Origin of the sequence: Embleya scabrispora DSM 41855 (assembly GCF_000372745.1) — a bacterium.
Classification (GTDB): Bacteria; Actinomycetota; Actinomycetes; order Streptomycetales; family Streptomycetaceae; genus Embleya; species Embleya scabrispora.
In genome coordinates, this window is the sequence record NZ_KB889690.1 from 51707 (window position 1) to 69396 (window position 17690).

Annotated in this window: 13 protein-coding genes; 7 read left to right on the forward strand and 6 right to left on the reverse strand. The window is 71.4% G+C overall.

Annotation, left to right across the window (positions count from 1 at the left end; translation table 11 throughout):
* Window positions 1-39: 39 nt before the first annotated feature.
* Window positions 40-2091: an ATP-dependent DNA helicase gene (locus A3IC_RS0135075; protein ID WP_020554757.1), complete on the forward strand. Its 2052-nt coding sequence runs from the start codon at window positions 40-42 to the stop codon at window positions 2089-2091.
* Between the two features lie 107 nt (window positions 2092-2198).
* Here the strand turns inward: A3IC_RS0135075 and lexA are convergent, their stop codons facing one another.
* Window positions 2199-2909, reverse strand: a complete 711-nt coding sequence (gene lexA / locus A3IC_RS0135080; protein ID WP_425387377.1) for a transcriptional repressor LexA — start codon at window positions 2907-2909, stop codon at window positions 2199-2201.
* Between the two features lie 630 nt (window positions 2910-3539).
* Here lexA and nrdR point away from each other — a divergent pair.
* Both nrdR and A3IC_RS0135090 read left to right on the forward strand, forming a co-directional pair.
* Window positions 3540-4043, forward strand: coding sequence for a transcriptional regulator NrdR (gene nrdR, locus A3IC_RS0135085; RefSeq protein WP_026219104.1), 504 nt, complete (start codon window positions 3540-3542; stop codon window positions 4041-4043).
* 120 nt (window positions 4044-4163) lie between these two features.
* A complete protein-coding gene (locus A3IC_RS0135090) occupies window positions 4164-7031 on the forward strand; it encodes a vitamin B12-dependent ribonucleotide reductase (protein ID WP_026219105.1) in 2868 nt (955 codons plus the stop codon).
* 149 nt (window positions 7032-7180) lie between these two features.
* Here the strand turns inward: A3IC_RS0135090 and def are convergent, their stop codons facing one another.
* The 3 genes from def to A3IC_RS0135105 form a co-directional block, all read right to left on the reverse strand.
* The gene (gene def, locus A3IC_RS0135095; protein ID WP_020554761.1) at window positions 7181-7858 is read right to left on the reverse strand and encodes a peptide deformylase; all 678 of its coding nucleotides are present in this window, start codon (window positions 7856-7858) and stop codon (window positions 7181-7183) included.
* 56 nt (window positions 7859-7914) lie between these two features.
* Window positions 7915-9534: a hypothetical protein gene (locus tag A3IC_RS58320; protein ID WP_020554762.1), complete on the reverse strand. Its 1620-nt coding sequence runs from the start codon at window positions 9532-9534 to the stop codon at window positions 7915-7917.
* A gap of 155 nt (window positions 9535-9689) precedes the next feature.
* A complete protein-coding gene (locus A3IC_RS0135105; RefSeq protein ID WP_020554763.1) occupies window positions 9690-10235 on the reverse strand; it encodes a hypothetical protein in 546 nt (181 codons plus the stop codon).
* A 306-nt stretch (window positions 10236-10541) separates the two neighbouring features.
* Between A3IC_RS0135105 and A3IC_RS0135110 the strand changes: the two genes are divergently transcribed.
* Complete coding sequence (locus tag A3IC_RS0135110) at window positions 10542-11135, forward strand: LOG family protein (protein ID WP_020554764.1); 594 nt, start codon at window positions 10542-10544, stop codon at window positions 11133-11135.
* A gap of 99 nt (window positions 11136-11234) precedes the next feature.
* Here the strand turns inward: A3IC_RS0135110 and A3IC_RS58325 are convergent, their stop codons facing one another.
* Window positions 11235-12839 carry a hypothetical protein gene (locus A3IC_RS58325; RefSeq protein WP_020554765.1) on the reverse strand — a complete coding sequence of 535 codons (1605 nt, stop codon included), beginning with the start codon at window positions 12837-12839 and terminating at the stop codon, window positions 11235-11237.
* An 82-nt stretch (window positions 12840-12921) separates the two neighbouring features.
* On the reverse strand, window positions 12922-14298 hold the full coding sequence (locus tag A3IC_RS58330; protein WP_020554766.1) for an MFS transporter: 1377 nt from the start codon (window positions 14296-14298) through the stop codon (window positions 12922-12924).
* Between the two features lie 118 nt (window positions 14299-14416).
* Here A3IC_RS58330 and A3IC_RS0135125 point away from each other — a divergent pair, with 118 nt between their 5' ends.
* The 3 genes from A3IC_RS0135125 (at window position 14417) to A3IC_RS58335 (ending at window position 17688) form a co-directional block, all read left to right on the forward strand.
* Window positions 14417-14941 carry a winged helix-turn-helix transcriptional regulator gene (locus A3IC_RS0135125; protein WP_020554767.1) on the forward strand — a complete coding sequence of 175 codons (525 nt, stop codon included), beginning with the start codon at window positions 14417-14419 and terminating at the stop codon, window positions 14939-14941.
* A 302-nt stretch (window positions 14942-15243) separates the two neighbouring features.
* Window positions 15244-16749, forward strand: coding sequence for a M48 family metalloprotease (locus A3IC_RS0135130; RefSeq protein ID WP_158696216.1), 1506 nt, complete (start codon window positions 15244-15246; stop codon window positions 16747-16749).
* Between the two features lie 291 nt (window positions 16750-17040).
* On the forward strand, window positions 17041-17688 hold the full coding sequence (locus A3IC_RS58335; protein WP_052173957.1) for a ribonuclease HII: 648 nt from the start codon (window positions 17041-17043) through the stop codon (window positions 17686-17688).
* Window positions 17689-17690 lie beyond the last annotated feature (2 nt).

Consider the following 17690-nt stretch of genomic DNA (forward strand, 5'->3'; position numbering starts at 1 on the left):
GTAAATGATGTCGGGCGAAGCATCTAGGCTTGTCGCCCGATGAGCGACTCCGACCGTCCCGAGCTGACCGAACTTCTGCACGCCGCCGTTGCCGCCGTCGGCGGAGCGGAGCGGCCCGGACAAGTGTCCATGGCCGAGGCCGTCTCCGGCGCGGTGGCCCGCGCCGAACACCTCCTGGTCCAGGCGGGCACCGGCACCGGCAAGTCCTTGGCCTACCTGGTGCCCGCGCTGGCCGCGCGCCGCAAGGTCGTGGTGGCCACCGCGACGCTGGCGCTGCAGCGGCAGCTGGTCGAACGCGACCTGCCGCGCACGGTCGAGGCGCTGCGCCCGCTGCTGCGCCGCTCGCCGACGTTCGCCACGCTCAAGGGCCGCGGCAACTACCTGTGCCTGCACCGGTTGCACGACGGGCCGCCGGACGAGGGCGAGGTGCTCTTCGACCCGGCGCCCACGAGCAGACTCGGACAGGACGTGGTCCGGCTGCGGGATTGGGCCGACGACACCGAGACCGGTGACCGCGACGACCTGAGCCCGGGCGTCAACGACCGGGCCTGGGCCCAGGTGTCGGTGTCCTCGCGCGAGTGTCTGGGCGCCTCGCGTTGCCCGTACGGCGACGACTGTTTCGCCGAGGCCGCGCGGGAGCGGGCCAAGCAGGCCGACATCGTGATCACCAACCACGCGCTGCTGGCCATCGACGCGTTGGAGGACGCGCCGGTGCTGCCCGAGCACGAGCTGCTGATCGTGGACGAGGCGCACGAGTTCGCGAGCCGGGCCACCGGGGTGGCCACCGCCGAGCTGAGCCTGAGCGCGGTGGACCGCGCCGCGCGCCGCGCGGGCAAACTGGCCAACGAGAGCGCCGTGGACAACCTGGACGCCGCGTCGGAGGCGTTCAAGAAGACCATGGAGGGGCGCGAGTCGGGTCGGCTGCGCGAGCTGGATCCGGATCTGGGCTGGACGGTGTCCGCGCTGCGCGACGCGTGCCGCGGCGTGATCACCTCGCTCGGCGAGGTCCGGGACAAGTCGCTGAGCAACGAGGACGCGGCCCGCCGCCAGGCGCTGGCCGGCGTCGAGAACATCCACGACACGTGCGAGCGCATCCTCAAGGGCTCGCCGCACGACGTGATCTGGCTGGAGCGCAACGAGCGCACCGGCGCGTCGCTGCGGGTGGCCCCGATCGCGGTGGCGGGGCTGCTGCGCGAGGCGCTGTTCGGCGACCGCACGGTGGTGCTCACCTCGGCCACGCTCAAGCTGGGCGGCGACTTCCGCGGTGTGGCCGGCAGCCTGGGGCTGACCGCCGAGGGGCTGCTCACCGACGAGCCCGCGCCGGTGCCCACCGAGGTGGCGGTACACCCGGGCGAGGGCGAGGAGGCCGACGACGACGCGGATCCGGACACCGACGCGGACCTGGCGCAGTGGCGGGCGTTGGACGTGGGCTCGCCGTTCGACTACCCGCGGCAGGGCATCCTCTACGTCGCCCGACACCTGCCGCCGCCCGGCCGGGACGGGATGAGCGCGGACACCCTGGACGAGCTCGCCGAGTTGATCGAGGCGGCCGGGGGACGGGCGCTGGGCCTGTTCTCCTCGCGGCGCGGCGCGGAGGCGGCCACCGAGGCACTGCGTGAGCGGCTGGAGCAGCCGATCCTGTGTCAGGGCGACGACTCGCTGGCGGAGCTGTTGCGTCGCTTCGCCGCCGAGCCGCGCACATGCCTGTTCGGCACGTTGTCGCTGTGGCAGGGCGTGGACGTGCCGGGACCGTCCTGCCAGTTGGTGATCATGGACCGGATCCCCTTCCCGCGTCCCGACGACCCGTTGATGAGCGCGCGGGCGCAGTCGGTGCAGGAGAACGGCGGCAACGGCTTCATGGCTGTGTCGGCCACGCACGCCGCGCTGTTGATGGCGCAGGGCGCCGGGCGGCTGATCCGGGCGATGGACGACCGGGGGGTGGTGGCGGTGCTCGACCCGCGCCTGGCCACCGCCCGCTACGGCGGATTCTTCCGGGCCTCGATGCCGCCGCTGTGGTACACCGAGGACCGCAACCAGGTGCGCCGCTCGCTGGCCGCGATCGACAAGGACGGCCGGGGCGAGCCGGCCTGAACCGCTACCGCGGGCGCCGGCGTGCCGCGAACGTGACACGGGCGGCCGTGCGGCGAACTCTCGCCGCACGACCGCCCGCGGCCGGTATGTCGCCGTCCCCGCTCATCTCAGACCCGTCGCATGACGGCCACCACGCGGCCCAGGATGGTCGCCTCGTCTCCCGGAATGGGTTCGTAGGCGGGGTTGTGCGGCATCAGCCAGCGGTGCCCGTCACGGTGGCGCAGGCGCTTGACGGTGGCCTCGCCGTCGATCATCGCCGCGACGATGTCGCCGTTCTCGGCGACCGGTTGGCGGCGCACCGCGACATAGTCGCCGTCCATGATCGCGGCCTCGATCATCGAGTCGCCGCTCACCTTGAGCAGGAACACGTCGCCGTCGCCGACGAGCTGACGCGGCAGCGGGAACACGTCCTCGATGGACTGCTCGGCCAGGATCGGGCCACCGGCCGCGATCCGGCCGACCACCGGTACGTAGGACGCGGCCTGCGCGCCGCGTTCGGCGTGCGGCCCGGCCGGCGCGAGCGGCCGGCCGCCGTCGGGCGAGCGCACCTCGTAGGCGCGCGGCCGGTGCGGATCACGGCGCAAATAGCCCTTGCGTTCGAGGGCCATCAGTTGGTGCGCGACGGAAGAAGTACTGGAGAGGCCGACGGCCTCGCCGATCTCCCGCATGCTCGGCGGATATCCGCGGGACTCCACGGAAGTGCGGATCACTTCGAGAACACGCGTCTGGCGTGGCGTCAGCCCTCCCGTCGGACGCCGCGTCACACCGCCCTGGACCTGCCCGTTCTCGGTGCCCGGGGCGGGCGTCGGAGGTGGCACAGCGGCGCTGTGCGGGTGTTTCGCGGGGAGGGTTTCGGTGCGGATTCCGGGGTGGATGGCTCCGGTGGCTTCTCCGGTCACGGCTGGCCCTTTCGACGGATTGCTCGCACGTGGAGAACGGTAGTCGGGTTCGAAAGGTTGCGCCAAACACACGTTCGAGTGAATTTAGGCCAATCCAGTGGCGATCATTCGGTTCCCGCTGTAGTAATCGTACATACATTCGAATTCGGCGTGGAAATGCGATGCCGTCGAGCGTCCGATATGTCGCATCCGCGGGCTTGTGCGTCGCGACACGCGGCCGGTGGGGTTAATTTTCCGCCACCCTCGGGCGGTGACCTGCGGGGATGACGAGAGGTCACCGCGGGCTCTCCGAGTGTCTGCGAGTCGGCTTGCAGCGCTCGGGGTCGCGGTCTACCGTAGCCACTACATCTTGTGGTCGAGGGCGTTGAAGGAACCCACAAGTTGTGGTTGCCGTATATACCATATTCCCGGAGCGCACCGGACGGGCCCCTTCGGGGCGGCCCTCGGGGCGGGGGCGCGGCAACGACCGGGCACGCTTCGCCATACCGCGCGCGGCACGCACGGGCAACACGTACGACCTGCGTCTCAACGAGGGGGAGAGGGAACCGCATGCACTGCCCCTTCTGTCGGCGAGCGGACAGCCGCGTCGTGGACAGCCGGACCACCGACGACGGCGCCGCGATCAGGCGCCGGCGGTCGTGTCCGGACTGCGGACGGCGCTTCACCACGATCGAGACCGCCTCGCTCACGGTGATCAAGCGCAGCGGCGTCACCGAACCCTTCAGCCGGGACAAGGTCATCGCCGGCGTGCGCAAGGCATGCCAGGGTCGCCCGGTCACCGGCGACGCGCTGGCCCTGCTCGGTCAACGGGTCGAGGAGGCGGTGCGGGCCACCGGGTGTGCCGAGTTGACCACCCACGACGTGGGCCTGACGATATTGGGCCCGCTGCGGGAACTCGACGAGGTCGCCTACCTGCGGTTCGCGTCCGTGTACCGAGCCTTCGAGTCCCTGGAGGACTTCGAGGCCGAGGTCGCCCTGTTGCGCGCCGGCCGCGCGGAGTCGGCGGAGCCCGCGGTGCCCGTGAACGCGGCGGACAGTCCCGCCTCGGACTGATCGCGGATCACCAGAAATCAATTCGGTAGCACACGAACGACGGACCACCCGACCGGTCGGCGGGACATTCCCCCGGGATGCTCCGGCCTGCCCACGGCGTTGTTCAAAAGAGGAGACGGCATGACAGAGACGACGAGCGGCTCAGCACGCGGTGCCGGTCGGCCACGACCCGGCAAGGGCCTGCGGATCGAGCGCGTGTACACGACCCCCGGCGTCCACCCGTACGACGAGGTGGTCTGGGAGCGTCGTGACGTCGTCATGACCAACTGGCGCGACGGCTCGATCAACTTCGAGCAGCGCGGCGTCGAGTTCCCCGACTCCTGGTCGGTGAACGCGGTCAACATCGTCACGAGCAAGTACTTCCGCGGTGCGGTGGGCACGCCGCAGCGCGAGTGGAGCCTGAAGCAGCTGGTCGACCGGGTCGTCAAGACCTACCGCAAGTCCGGTGAGGAGAACGGCTACTTCGCCGGCCCCGCCGACGCGGAGATCTTCGAGCACGAGCTGGCGTACGCCCTCGTGCACCAGATCTTCAGCTTCAACTCGCCGGTCTGGTTCAACGTCGGCACCGCGCAGAAGCAGCAGGTCAGCGCGTGCTTCATCCTGTCGGTCGACGACTCGATGGACTCGATCCTGGACTGGTACAAGGAAGAGGGCCTGATCTTCAAGGGCGGCTCCGGCGCCGGCCTGAACCTGTCCCGGATCCGCTCCAGCAAGGAACTGCTCACCTCGGGCGGCAACGCCTCGGGGCCGGTCTCCTTCATGCGCGGCGCGGACGCCTCGGCCGGGACCATCAAGTCGGGCGGCGCCACCCGCCGCGCGGCCAAGATGGTGGTCCTGGACGTCGACCACCCCGACATCGAGGACTTCATCGACACCAAGGTCAAGGAGGAGGAGAAGATCCGCGCGCTGCGCGACGCGGGCTTCGACATGGACCTCGGGGGCGCCGACATCGCGTCGGTGCAGTACCAGAACGCCAACAACTCGGTCCGGGTCTCGGACGAGTTCATGAACGCGGTCGAGCAGGGCAAGGAGTTCGGCCTGCGTGCCCGGCTCACCGGCGACGTGCTGGAGACGGTCGACGCCAAGGCGCTGTTCCGCCGGATGGCCGAGGCCGCGTGGGCCTGCGCCGACCCCGGCATCCAGTACGACGACGAGATCAACAAGTGGCACACGTGCCCCGAGTCGGGCCGGATCACCGCGTCCAACCCGTGCTCGGAGTACATGCACCTGGACAACTCGTCGTGCAACCTCGCGTCGCTGAACCTGATGAAGTTCCTGCGTGCGACCGATGACGACGGGGCGGGCACGTTCGACGCGGTCAAGTTCGCCAAGGTCGTCGAGCTGGTCATCACCGCGATGGACATCTCGATCTGCTTCGCCGACTTCCCGACCGAGAAGATCGGCGAGACCACCCGCGCGTTCCGCCAGCTGGGCATCGGCTACGCCAACCTGGGCGCGCTGCTGATGGCCACAGGCCACGCCTACGACAGCGACGGCGGCCGCGCGCTGGCCGGCGCGATCACCTCGCTGATGACCGGCACCGCGTACAAGCGCTCCGCGGAACTGGCCGCCATCGTCGGCCCGTACGACGGCTACGCCCGCAACGCCGAGCCGCACAAGCGCGTCATGCGCCAGCACGCCGAGGCCAACGACGCCGGCAAGCGCATGGACGACCTGGACGCCCCCGTGTGGGACCTGGCGACCAAGGCGTGGAAGGACGTCGCCAAGCTCGGCGACAAGAACGGCTTCCGCAACGCGCAGGCCTCGGTGCTGGCCCCCACCGGCACGATCGGCCTGATGATGGACTGCGACACCACCGGTGTCGAACCCGACCTGGCGCTGGTGAAGTTCAAGAAGCTGGTCGGCGGCGGCTCGATGCAGATCGTCAACGGCACGGTCGCCCGGGCGCTGCGCCGGTTGGGCTACCAGCCCGAGCAGGTCGAGGCGATCATCGAGCACATCGCCGAGCACGGCCACGTGGTGGACGCGCCCGGCCTCAAGCTCGAGCACTACGAGGTGTTCGACTGCGCGATGGGCGAGCGCACCATCTCGCCGATGGGCCACGTGCGGATGATGGCGGCGATCCAGCCGTGGATCTCCGGCGCGATCTCCAAGACGGTCAACATGTCCGAGGACGCCACCGTCGAGGAGATCGAGGAGATCTACTTCCAGGGCTGGAAGCTGGGCATCAAGGCGCTGGCGATCTACCGGGACAACTGCAAGGTCGGCCAGCCGCTCTCGGCCGGCAAGGGCGAGAACAAGGGCAAGGCGGACGACGGCAAGTCGACCGCGGCCACCGTGGTGGAGAAGGTCGTCGAGTACCGCCCGGTGCGCAAGCGCCTGCCCAAGGGCCGGCCCGGCATCACCACGTCCTTCTCGGTGGGTGGCGCCGAGGGCTACATGACCGCCAACTCCTACCCGGACGACGGCCTCGGCGAGGTCTTCCTGAAGATGTCCAAGCAGGGCTCCACCCTCGCGGGCATGATGGACGCCTTCTCGATCGCGGTCTCGGTCGGCCTTCAGTACGGCGTGCCGCTGGAGACCTACGTCTCCAAGTTCACCAACATGCGCTTCGAGCCGGCCGGTCTGACCGACGACCCGGACGTGCGGATGGCGCAGTCGATCGTCGACTACATCTTCCGTCGCCTGGCGCTGGACCACCTGCCGTTCGAGACCCGCTCGGCGCTGGGCATCCACTCCGCCGCGGAGCGCACCCGGCACCTGGAGACCGGCTCCTACGAGCCGGACGAGCCGGCCGCCGCCGAGGACATGCGCACGCTCGCGCAGTCCGCGCCGGTGGACGCCGCGCCCAAGGCCCCGGACCTCAAGCCGGTCCCGGCCGCGGTGCACTCCTCGACCGAGCTGCTGGAGGCCCGCCAGGGCCGCAGCGCGGACGCCCCGCTGTGCTTCTCCTGCGGGATCAAGATGCGCCCGGCCGGCAGCTGCTACGTATGCGAGGGCTGCGGCTCGACCAGCGGTTGCAGCTGACCTCTCGGGTCATCGACGTGAACGCCTGAAAGGGGCGGGGAACCGGTCTCGGTTCCCCGCCCCTTTCGGTTCGGCCGGTCGGCCGGTGCGGCGGTTGCGCCTCGGCGCGATGCGCCCGGCCGGCGCGTGTGGTGAATCGGGCGGGCGGGTCAGCCCGCGAGCTGCTTGGCCTTCGCGTCGCGCTTGGCGAAGACCTCGTCGCGCATCGACTCCATCTCCTTGAGCACGTTCTTGCGCTCGCGCTTGGACAGACGGTCGATGTACAGGTATCCGTTGAGGTGGTCGGTCTCGTGCTGGAGGCAGCGGGCGAAGTAGCCCTCACCCTCGATCACCAGCGGATGGCCGTCCTTGTCCACCCCGCGCGCGATCGCGCGGTCGGGGCGGGCCAGGTCCTCGTGCGGACCGGGGACGGACAGGCAGCCCTCGCCCGCCTCCTCCAAGTGCCGCTCGGTCGCGGGAAGTTCGTCCAGGACCGGGTTGATCAGGTGGCCGACGTGGCGATTGCCGTCCTCGTCCACGCAGTCGTACACGAACAGCCGAATGCCCACGTCGACCTGGTTCGCGGCCAGGCCCACGCCGTCGGCGACGTACATGGTCAGGAACATGTCGTCGATCAGCGTGTTCAGCTCCTCGGTGCCGAACTCGGTGATCTCGGCACAGGGCCGGTGCAGGACGTCCTCGCCGACCACGGTGACGCGCAGGACCTTGCCGCGGGCGGCCTCGGGCGCCATGGCGGGGTACGCGTCCACCGGGCGGCCCATCACAAAGATCCGGCCTTCTTCGTGATCGTGGTGATCGTGGCTGGAGTGGTCGTGGTGCTCGGCCATCGGTTTGCTTTACCTTTCCACCAGGGCATGAACCCGAATCACCCTACCCGCACCCGTCAGGGCAGGACCGCCGATGCCTTGGCCGTGATGGTGACCTCGCCGGGCTCGGTGACGGTGATCTCGGTCCAGCCGTCCTCGGTCTCGCCGATGCTCGTGTTGGGCTTGTTCGCGACGAACCAGCTGGTCCGGTGGATGCGCACGGTGAACGTGCCGGCCTGCTGGGCCAACAGGGTGAAGCCGCTGGGGGTGATGGCCACGAGCTGGCCGGGGCCGTCCAGCAGCGGAACCGGGTCGGCGACCTCCCAGATCACCCAGTGCGGGTCGGACCACACCGGCACCAGCCAGTCGGCGCCGGCGCGCAGGATCTCCGCCTCGCGCTTGGCGGAGGGGTCCAGCGGTACATCGGGCAGTGCGATGAAGCGCACGCCGGTCTCGCGCACCCATGCGTGGTACTGCCCCTCGTCCAGCGTGGGGCCGTAGAGCACCGCGTTGTGCGCGCGGTCGAGCTGGCGCTCCCAGCCGCGGGCGAGCGGCATGTGCTCGGCGACGTAGACCGTCTCCCAGTGGCCGCGGGTGAACGGGATCTCGATCCGTCCCACCGGCAGGTTGGCCCGCTCCAGGAAGTCGAGCATGCCGGTGTAGTAGGCGGAGTTCTTGCCGGTGCTGTCCTGGTTGTTGAACGCGACCGCCTTGCCGGCCGAGGAGAACTGCCAGGCCAGCAGCGGGATGGCGAGCAGCACCACCAGCCGCCTGCGGCCCAGCGAGAGCAGCACCACGGCCATCAGCGGCCCGGCGCACAACTCGCCGAGCCGGGCCACGTTGCCGCCCACCGCGCTGGGGATCAGGAACAGCACGGTGGAGGAGAGCGCGTACAACCACAGGAACCGGCGCGCGCTGACCTCGGTGCGCGGGACCAGGGCCAGGCCCACGCCCGCGAAGCCCAGGATCGCGGCGAACCGCCACAGCGGGAAGGAGAAGTCGCCGCCTCCGGGAAAGACCAGTGACATCACCAGGCCGATCACGGCCGGCGCCAGGCTGAACCGGGTCGCCCACACCCGCTCGGCGGGCACCCACGCGAGCGCGATCATCAGCAGGAACGCGGCGGCCAACGGGCTGGCCAGGCCGCAGAACCCGGCCGCCACCGCGGCCCACGCGCGATGCCCGGTGCGGGCCGCCAGGATCGCCATCAGCCCGGCGGCCACGCCGAGCACGAAGGGGGTGCGGCCGATCAGGTATTCGATGCTGACGATCACCGCGAACCAGCAGCTGCCGACCCGGCGGGCCAGGTTGCCGCGGCCCAGGCGCAGGCGCGAGAACGCCCACGCCGCGGCGACGCAGGAGATCGCGGTGAGCAGGCGGGTGCCGATGCCGCCGGCCAGGATCGGGGTGATCACGCTGTAGCCGGGCAGCAGGTGGCCGCCGTACCACTGGTTGTTCCACAACACCGCGCCGTGGTCGCGCACCAGCCAGGCCCGGAAGATCTGGGCAGGCCAGTCGGCGCCGCTGATGCCGAGCACGGTCAGCAGGCCGACCAGGGCGAGGGTGATCAGGTATGGATGCTCGGCGACGGCGACCAGGACTCCGCGCAGGTGCCGTCGCCAGGTGCGGCGGGCGGTGCCGCCGGCATCCGACTTGGGCTCCCCGAGGGGTATGCGGCCGTCCAGAGCATGTGTCATGACGGCTTAGTTTTTCAGATCGAGGCCGATGTGGTGCAGGGGGGCATTGAGGTGGGACGCCGGATTGTCCGATGTATGGCGTGCCATGGCGCAATGTCCACCGTGGAATCACCGGTGCGGTACGAAAAAATCCTTCGTTCGGATGAAACGGGGGTTCAGACCACGGGGCCGGATGGAGGCCCGGGCAGGTCGTCCTCAGGGGGTGGCTCGGGCGGGTTGGGCAGCCCCGCACGGGCGCGCAGGTCGCGCGGGTCGCGCGGGCCCTCGATCCGGCGGATCACCGAGAGCGCGGCGGTGTGGAACGCCTCCAGGAACGCCTGCGCGGTGGACGCCGGCCACTCGGCGCGCTGGACCGCGTGCATGTTGTGATCGGTGTCGCACCAGCACGCCACCTCGACCGTGGCGGTGACGCTGACGAAGGGGCCGTCCAGTTGCCACACGTCCAGGCCCAGTTCCAGCCAGTCGCCGTCGGCCTCGTAGAGCAACAGCGCGGTGCCCAGGATGTGCGGGGACGGCTCGGGCTCGGGCTCGGGACTCAGCGGGTCGGGCTCGTTCCAGAACCAGCGCGCGGGATCGTCGAGCGAGCGGCGCAGATCGAGCGCTTGAGCGGCGGCGACCAGGCGTTCACGGCCATGGTCGTCGAGATCGGGAAACAGCCGCTCGAACGGGATGTCCGAGGCAGGGCGCTCGGTGGCGGGCACGCGGGCATTCTGCCGTGGCGGGGGGTCTTCCCGTCAACGTCGGGTTGCGTGACCACCGTCGACGTTGGCCGATTTTGCCCTTCTATGCCGGGACTGTACCGCCGTCGTATCGCGGGATAGGCGATTCATCGACTCGATTCGCGATCGGCGCGATGCCGGCCCGTCGGCCTCGCCGCGCCGGCCGCGGGGCGGGGCCGGCGCCGTGCTCAGGGGGCGGGTTGGCAGACTTCGTACCGAACCGATTCGATACGAGCCACTTCGGTGGCCGGCAGCCACTTCGGTGGTGGGCAACGCAGGGAGCCTGACATGCGGGTAGCGGTGTTCGCGGGGTCGGCGTCGGGTGTCTCGCCGCGCTTTCGGGAGGCGGCGGTCGAACTCGGTCGTGCCCTCGCGGAGGCCGGCGTCGGGATCGTCTACGGCGGCGGGCACGTGGGTCTGATGGGCGCGGTGGCGGACGCGTGCCTGGCGGCGGGCGGCGAGGTGATCGGGGTGATGCCACGCTCGCTGGTGGACCGCGAGATCGCCCACCTGGGCCTGACCGCCCTGCAGGTCACCGAGACGATGCACGAGCGCAAGGCGGCGATGGCCGAGCAGGCGGACGCCTTCGTGGCGTTGCCCGGCGGTGCGGGCACCCTGGAGGAACTCTTCGAGGTGTGGACCTGGCAGCACCTGGCGATCCACGCCAAGCCGGTCGCGGTGCTGGAGGTGGACGACTTCTGGCGACCGCTCCTGGAGGCGCTGGACACGATGACCGTGAACGGTTTCCTCAAGCCGAAGCTGCGCTCGACCCTGCTGGTGACCCGGGACGGCGCGGACCTGCTGGCCCAGGCGAAGGCATGGCGGCCGCCGGCGCCCAAGTGGGCGGGCGGTCTGGACCCGGCGGCGGCGCCGAAGCCCTGAGTGGCCGGTCCGGATGCGGGCCGGCCCGTCGACCCGGCTCCCGGCATCGACCCGGGCCCGGTCCGGCGTCGCCGAGATTCGCCGGACCGGGCCCGAACGTCAGCCGCCCTTGCCCTTGAAGAGCTTCGCGTCGCGCGCGGAGACCGTGACCGGTCCCGGCCGGTCGACGGTGATCTCGCTCCACTCGTCCTCGGTCGCCTTGATCACGATCCCGGGACGGTCGGGGGTCACCCAGAACGTGGGGTGGATCTTGATCACGAAGGTTCCCGCCGCGTGCGCGTCGAAGGAGAACCTGCTCGGCGTCAGCTCGGTCAGCTCGCCCGGTCCCATCACGATCGGTGTCGGGTTCTCCACCTCCCAGACCTGCCAGTGCCTGTCCTTGTCGGCGTAGACCGGCTTGAGCCAGGGGATGCCCTTGCGGATCAGGTCGGCCTCGGGGATCGCGGACGGGTCGATCGGGATGTCCGGCAGGGCCACGAAACGCACGCCCGTGTCGTCGATCCAGTCGCGGTACTCCTGGATCGTCAGGTCCTCCTGGTAGAGCACCGCGTTGTAGTTGCGGTCCAACTGGCGCTCCCAGCCGCGGGCCAGCGGCATCTTCTCCGCGACGAACACCGACTCCCAGTGACCGCGCGTGAACGGGATCTCCACCCGGCCCAGCGGGTGGGTGTTGTTCTTCTGCAGGAAGTCGAGCATGCCCGCGTAGTACTGCGGCTTCTCGCCCGGCGAGTCCTTGATGTCGTGGGTGATGGCCAGCGCGGCGGACTGGAACTGCCACACCAGCAGCGGCAGGGCCAGCAGCACCACGAGTCGACGCCGGCCGGCCGAGAGCAGTACGACCGCCATCAGCGGACCGGCGGTGAGTTCGCCGAGCCGGGCCAGGTTGCCGCCGAGCGAGGTCGGCACGAAGAAGAAGATCACCGCGGTGGCCGCGTACAGCCACAGGAAGCGCCGGGCGCTCTGCTGCTCCTTGGGCAGTATCAGCAGGCCGACCGCGGCGAAGGCCAGGATCGGCAGGAACCGCCACCACGGGAAGGGGAACATGCCCTCGTTGGGGAAGGCGAGCGCGGCGACCAGGCCCAGCGCGGCCGGCGCGAAGCACAGTCGGGTCGGCCAGACCCGCTCCTTGGGCACCCAGGCGAGCGCGACCAGCATCAGGAACGCGCCGGACAGCGGGCTGGAGAGCCCGCACAGCAGGGCGGCGAACCCGGCCCACAGCGGGTGCCGGCGGCGGGCGGCCAGTATCGCGAGCATGCCCGCGGCGACGCCCAGCGCGAACGGCGTGCGGCCGATCAGGTAGTCGACGCTGCACATCACCGCGAACCAGCAACTGCCCACCCGGCGGGCGAAGTCGTTCCCGCCGACCCGGAGCTTGTCCCAGGCCCACGCGGAGGTCACACACGAGAGCGCGGTCAGCGTGGCGGTGCCGATCTTGGAGGCGATCACCGGCGCGAGGATGCTGTAGCCGGGCAGCAGGTGTCCGCCGTACCACTGGTTGTTCCACAGGTACGTGCCGTGGTCGCGGATCAGCCAGGTCCGGAAGTACTGCGCGGGCCAGTCGGGGCCGTTCACGCCGGTGACGATGATCAGGCCGATCAGCCCGGCGGTGATCAGGTACGGCCGCTCGATGACCGCGTTCGCGAATGCCCGAAAACGACGGCGACCCGCCGGCGCTGCGGGTCGATCCGTCGCTGGGATTTGCACATCGCTCGTCACATGACCCGAGTTTTCCAGACGCGAGGCCCGGCGTCGCCGGCGAGTGTCCGACATGGAGCATTTTGTGGGTTTATTCGCTTTGGTGAAGACCAAGGGTGACGAGTGCGCCGAGCACGGACAGGCCGGCCGCGACCAGGATCGCCAGGTCCATGCCCCCCGCGTCGACCAGGGCGACCACGAGCGCCGCGCCGATCGAGGCGCCCATGTAGCGCGCGGTGCTGTTGGCGCCGGAACCCATGCTCGCCCGGTCGGCCGGCACGCTCTCCACGGCGAGTCGGGCGAGCGCGGTGTTGACCAGGCCCACGCCGAAGCCGCCGACGAGCAGGCCGGGCACCACGCGCGCCCACGAGTCGGCGGGGGTGAGCCCGTACAGGCCCACGAAGCCGACGGCGGCGACGAGCAGGCCCGCGGCGAAGCGGTGCCGGGCGTCGGGCAGGACGTGGACCCGGCCGACCGCGAAGGACGTGATCGCGGCCGCGGCCGACCACAGGCCGAGCAGCAGGGCGGCGCCCAGCGCGCTCAGGCCCAGCGTGCCCTGGAAGACGGTGCCCAGATAGGCCGCGATGGCGATCACCGCGACGCCCACGATCAGGGCGCCGAAGGTGGCGACGGCGAACGCGGGGCGGGCGAACATGCGCAGGTCCAGCATCGGCGCCCGGCCGCGCAGGGCGGTGGTGCCGTAGCCGGCGAGCAGGAGCACCGCGACGATCATCAGCACCTCGACCACGGGCCGGTGCCATCCCTGGCGGCCCTCGATCAGCGCGGCGGTCAGCGCGATCAGACCCGGGCCCAGGGTCAGCGTGCCCCACACGTCCGGCCGGCGCGGGTGCTCGGCACGCGATTCGGGCATCAGACGGGCGACCGCGGCCAGTGCGAGGGCGGCGCCGGCGGAGAACCAGTAGGGCGCGGAGCGGTGGGCGAGAGCCAGCCCGGCGCCGAGCAGCGGCCCCACGACCATGCCCGCGCCGATCGAGGAGCCGTACGCGGCCATCGCCCGGCCGCGCGCGACGCCTTGGTGGTTGTGCGCGAGCAGGCCGAGCCCGGCGGACATGATCGCCGCCCCGGCGACGCCCTGGAGCGCGCGGCCGAGCACGTACAGCGGCAGCGAGGGGGCCAGTGCGGTCAGCACCGAGGACACCGCCAGGCCCAAGGCGCCCGCCGTGAAGATCCGCCGGCGGCCGAAGTCGTCGGCGAGGCTGCCGGTGATCAGCAGGGCCGCGGACAGGCCCAGGCCGATGGCGCTGAGGATCCAGGCCGGGCCGCCCGGGCCCGCGTGCAATTCGCGCACGGTGTCCGGGACGATCGCGATCGGCATCGTGTAGGTCGCCAGGAGCAGCAGCGTGCCCAGGGCGACCACGGGCACGACCCCGCTCCCGGAACCGCTGCCGATGGCGGGGTCGGGCGCCACGGGTGCGGTGCGCGGGGCGATGGGCGTTGCGATGGACATGGCTGTGCTCCCGGATCGCGAGTCCTACCGAGTCGGTTCGGTGAATGAACCGATGCTGCGGGAAAACGTAGCACTCGAAGGTTCGATGAATGAACCAACCCGGGGTTAAAGTGCTCGTATGGCTTTGGGCAAGGACTACGGGCAGCAGGACTGTGCGCTCGCTCGCACTCTCGAACTCGTCGGCGAGCGCTGGACGCTGCTGATCGTGCGGGACGCCTTCTACGGTGTCCGGCGTTACAGCGACTTCCTCGCCCACCTGGACATTCCGCGCGCCGTGCTGTCGAGCCGGCTGCAGACGCTGGTCGAGGCGGGCGTGCTCGACAAGCGCCGCTACCAGGAGTCGCCGCCTCGGGAGGAGTACGTGCTCACCGAACGCGGGGTCGACCTGTGGCCGATCATCCGCAGCATGGCCCGCTGGGGCGAGAAGCACGTGCAGAACGGGGTGGCCTGTCGGATCTTCCGGCACCACGGCTGCGGCGGGACGGTGGATCCGACCGGGATCTGCGCGCTCTGCGCGGCGCTGGTCGCCCCCGACGCGACCGAGGTGGCCCCGGGGCCCGGGGCGAACCTGCTGCGGCGCGAGGACGCGGTCACCCTCGCGATGCGCCGGCCGCACCGATTGCTGGAGCCGCTGCTGCCCTGATCGGCGATTCGGGGTCGGCGATTCGGGGTCGACGACTCGGGGGTCGGTGATCCGGGTGCGATGACTCGGGGCGGCGACGCGCGTTCGCCGACCTCCGGCAGGTGGCCTGCGGAAGGTGACCCCGGCGAGTAGCCGGCGAAAGGCGAGCCCCCGCCGGGTTGCTCCCAAGAGGTCACCTCGGCCGGTGATCCCGGCCCGGCGACGGGGCCGGCTCGGTCGGATCGTGCGGGATCCGGCGGTGGCCGAGAGACAGGCCCTAGGGTCGACCTCGAACGAGTGAGTCATCGCTTCGAGGGGGATCCATGGGCGCTGGGACGGGGCTACGCGCACTCGCCGGGGTGCTGCTCCTGGGCGTGCTGTACGTCGTGCTCGCGCTGCCGCTCCTGTTCGTGGCGTTCGTGAGCGGTGCGATCGTCGACCAGGGGCGATTCTTCACCTCGGGCGCCGCCGTGCTGTGGGGCCTCGGCGTCGTCGCGCTGGTGGCGCTGCTGCTCGAGCTGACCGGACCGCGCCGGCTGCCGGCCGGTCTCGCGGTGGACGCCCGGGCGCAGCCGGTGCTGTGGGAACTGGTCGCGGACGTGGCCGCCGATCTGCGGGTGCCCGTGCCGGACGGGATCGTGCTGACCGGTGGAGCCGGCTGCGAACTGCGGGCGGTCCGTCGTCCCGGGACCTGGCTGCACCGTCACCTGGTGCTGGGCGCCGCGCTGCCGCATGTGCTGACCGGTCGGCGACTGCGGGTGGCGATCGCGCACGCGCTCGGACACGCCCGTCGTCGCCGGCCGCCGCTGGCGGACCGGATCGCCTGCCACGGAGTGGACGCGGTGATCGGGTTGGCCGAGGCGCTGGCCGGCCACGGCGGCGCGGGACGGGCGGCGGCCGGCTACGCCGCGTTCTACCGGCGGGTGACCGCGCCCGTGGTGGCCTTCGAGGAGCGCGCCGCCGACCGGGCCGCGGCCCGCGCCTACGGCACCGACGCGGTGGCGGACGCGCTGACCGAACTGGCGCGGGCCCGGGCGGACTGGGCCCGGTTCCGGGCCGACGTGCTGACCCCGGGGACCGAGGCGGGCTGCGTGCCGAGCGACCCGATCGCCGGCTTCCTGGCCTTTCGGGAACTGCGGGCCGCCTGGGGCGATGTCGAGGCCGGGCCGCGGGGAGCGACGGCGGCCCGGGTCGAGCGGCTCCTCGCCCGCCCCCTGGACGGGCGCGGAGCCCCCGCCGGCGCCGACGTGGCCGGCGGCTCGCTGCTGGCCGAGCCGCTCCGGCTGCTTGGCCACGTGCATCCGTACCTGCTGGTCACCGACGACGACGGGCACCTGGGTCGGCACGGGTTCGCGGAATTGCACGGTCTGGTGAAGCTGCCCGAAGAGGCGTTCCTGGAGCACCTGGTCGGCTTCGCCCGGGGCCGCCGGGCCGCCGCGCTGGGGATGTCGGCGCGGCGTGCGGGCGTGGAATACCCGGTGACCCTGGGCGGGGTGCTGGCGCTGCTGGTCGAGGGCCGGGGCGCGGAACTGGCCGCCCGGCACGGCGAGGACACCACCGGGGCGCTGGCCGCCCTGCTGGGGTGTGCGTGGGTGGAATCCGGGCGCGGCCGGTTGCGGCCGACCTGGGCCGGCGGCGGGACGGTCACCGACCATCTCGGCGTCGAGCTGGACCTGGTCGCCTGGGCCGAGGCCGCGCTGGCCGATTCGCCCGGAGCCCGGGCGCTGCGCGAACGGTTGACCGCGGCGGGCGTCTCGACCTACTTCGAGCCCAAGCCGCCGCTGTCGATCGCCGACGGGGAGCGGGAGACGGTGGTAGGTCACCGCTGATCGGTGACCTACGGTGGTGGTGTGAAGCAGCCGAGCACCGAGCAGGCGGGCGGCCCCGGGATCGAACCCGAGCGAGCCGCCGCGAAGCCGACCGCCGTCCGCGAGGCCGCAGCGGACGGGACCGTCGTCGAGAAGGTTTCCGGCGGGAAGGCCGCGGCGAAGAAGATCGCCGGCGGGAAGGCCGCGGCCGGGAAGGCCGTCGCGAAGAAGAAGGCCGTCGCGAAGAAGGTCGTCGCGCAGCGCAAGCCGGCCGGTCGGGTCGCACCGCCCACCTACGACGTCGAGCGCGAACTGATCGCCCGGGGCGCGCAGGTGGTCGCCGGGGTCGACGAGGTCGGACGCGGCGCCTGGGCCGGCCCCGTGCTGGTCGCGGCCGCGATCACCGATTTGTCCGTGCCGCCCGCCGGACTCACCGATTCCAAGCTGCTCACCGCGCGCCGCCGCGAGGAGGTGGCCGCCGCGGTCGATCCGTGGGTGCGCGCCTACGCGTTCGGGGCGGCCGGTCCCGAGGAGATCGACACTCTCGGGATGACCGCCGCACTGCGTCTGGCCGCCGAACGTGCGCTGACCGCGCTGCCGATGCGCCCCGACGCGATCGTGCTGGACGGCAAGCACGACTTCCTCGGCGCACCGTGGGCCGTGCGCTGCGTGATCAAGGGCGACCAGTCCTGCATCAGCGTGGCGGCGGCCTCGGTGTTGGCGAAGGTGCACCGCGACGCCCTGATGGCCGACATCGGCGTCGGGTATCCGGCGTACGGCTTCGACGGCAACGCCGGGTACCCGGCTCCGGTGCATCGGGCGGCGCTGGCCGAGCACGGCCCCACGCCGCATCACCGGATGTCCTGGGCGTACTGGGACGACCTGCCCGCGTGGCGCCACCTCAAGCGACCGCGCATCGAGCCGGTCGCCGACGGGCAACTCGGCTTCGACCTGGGCTGATC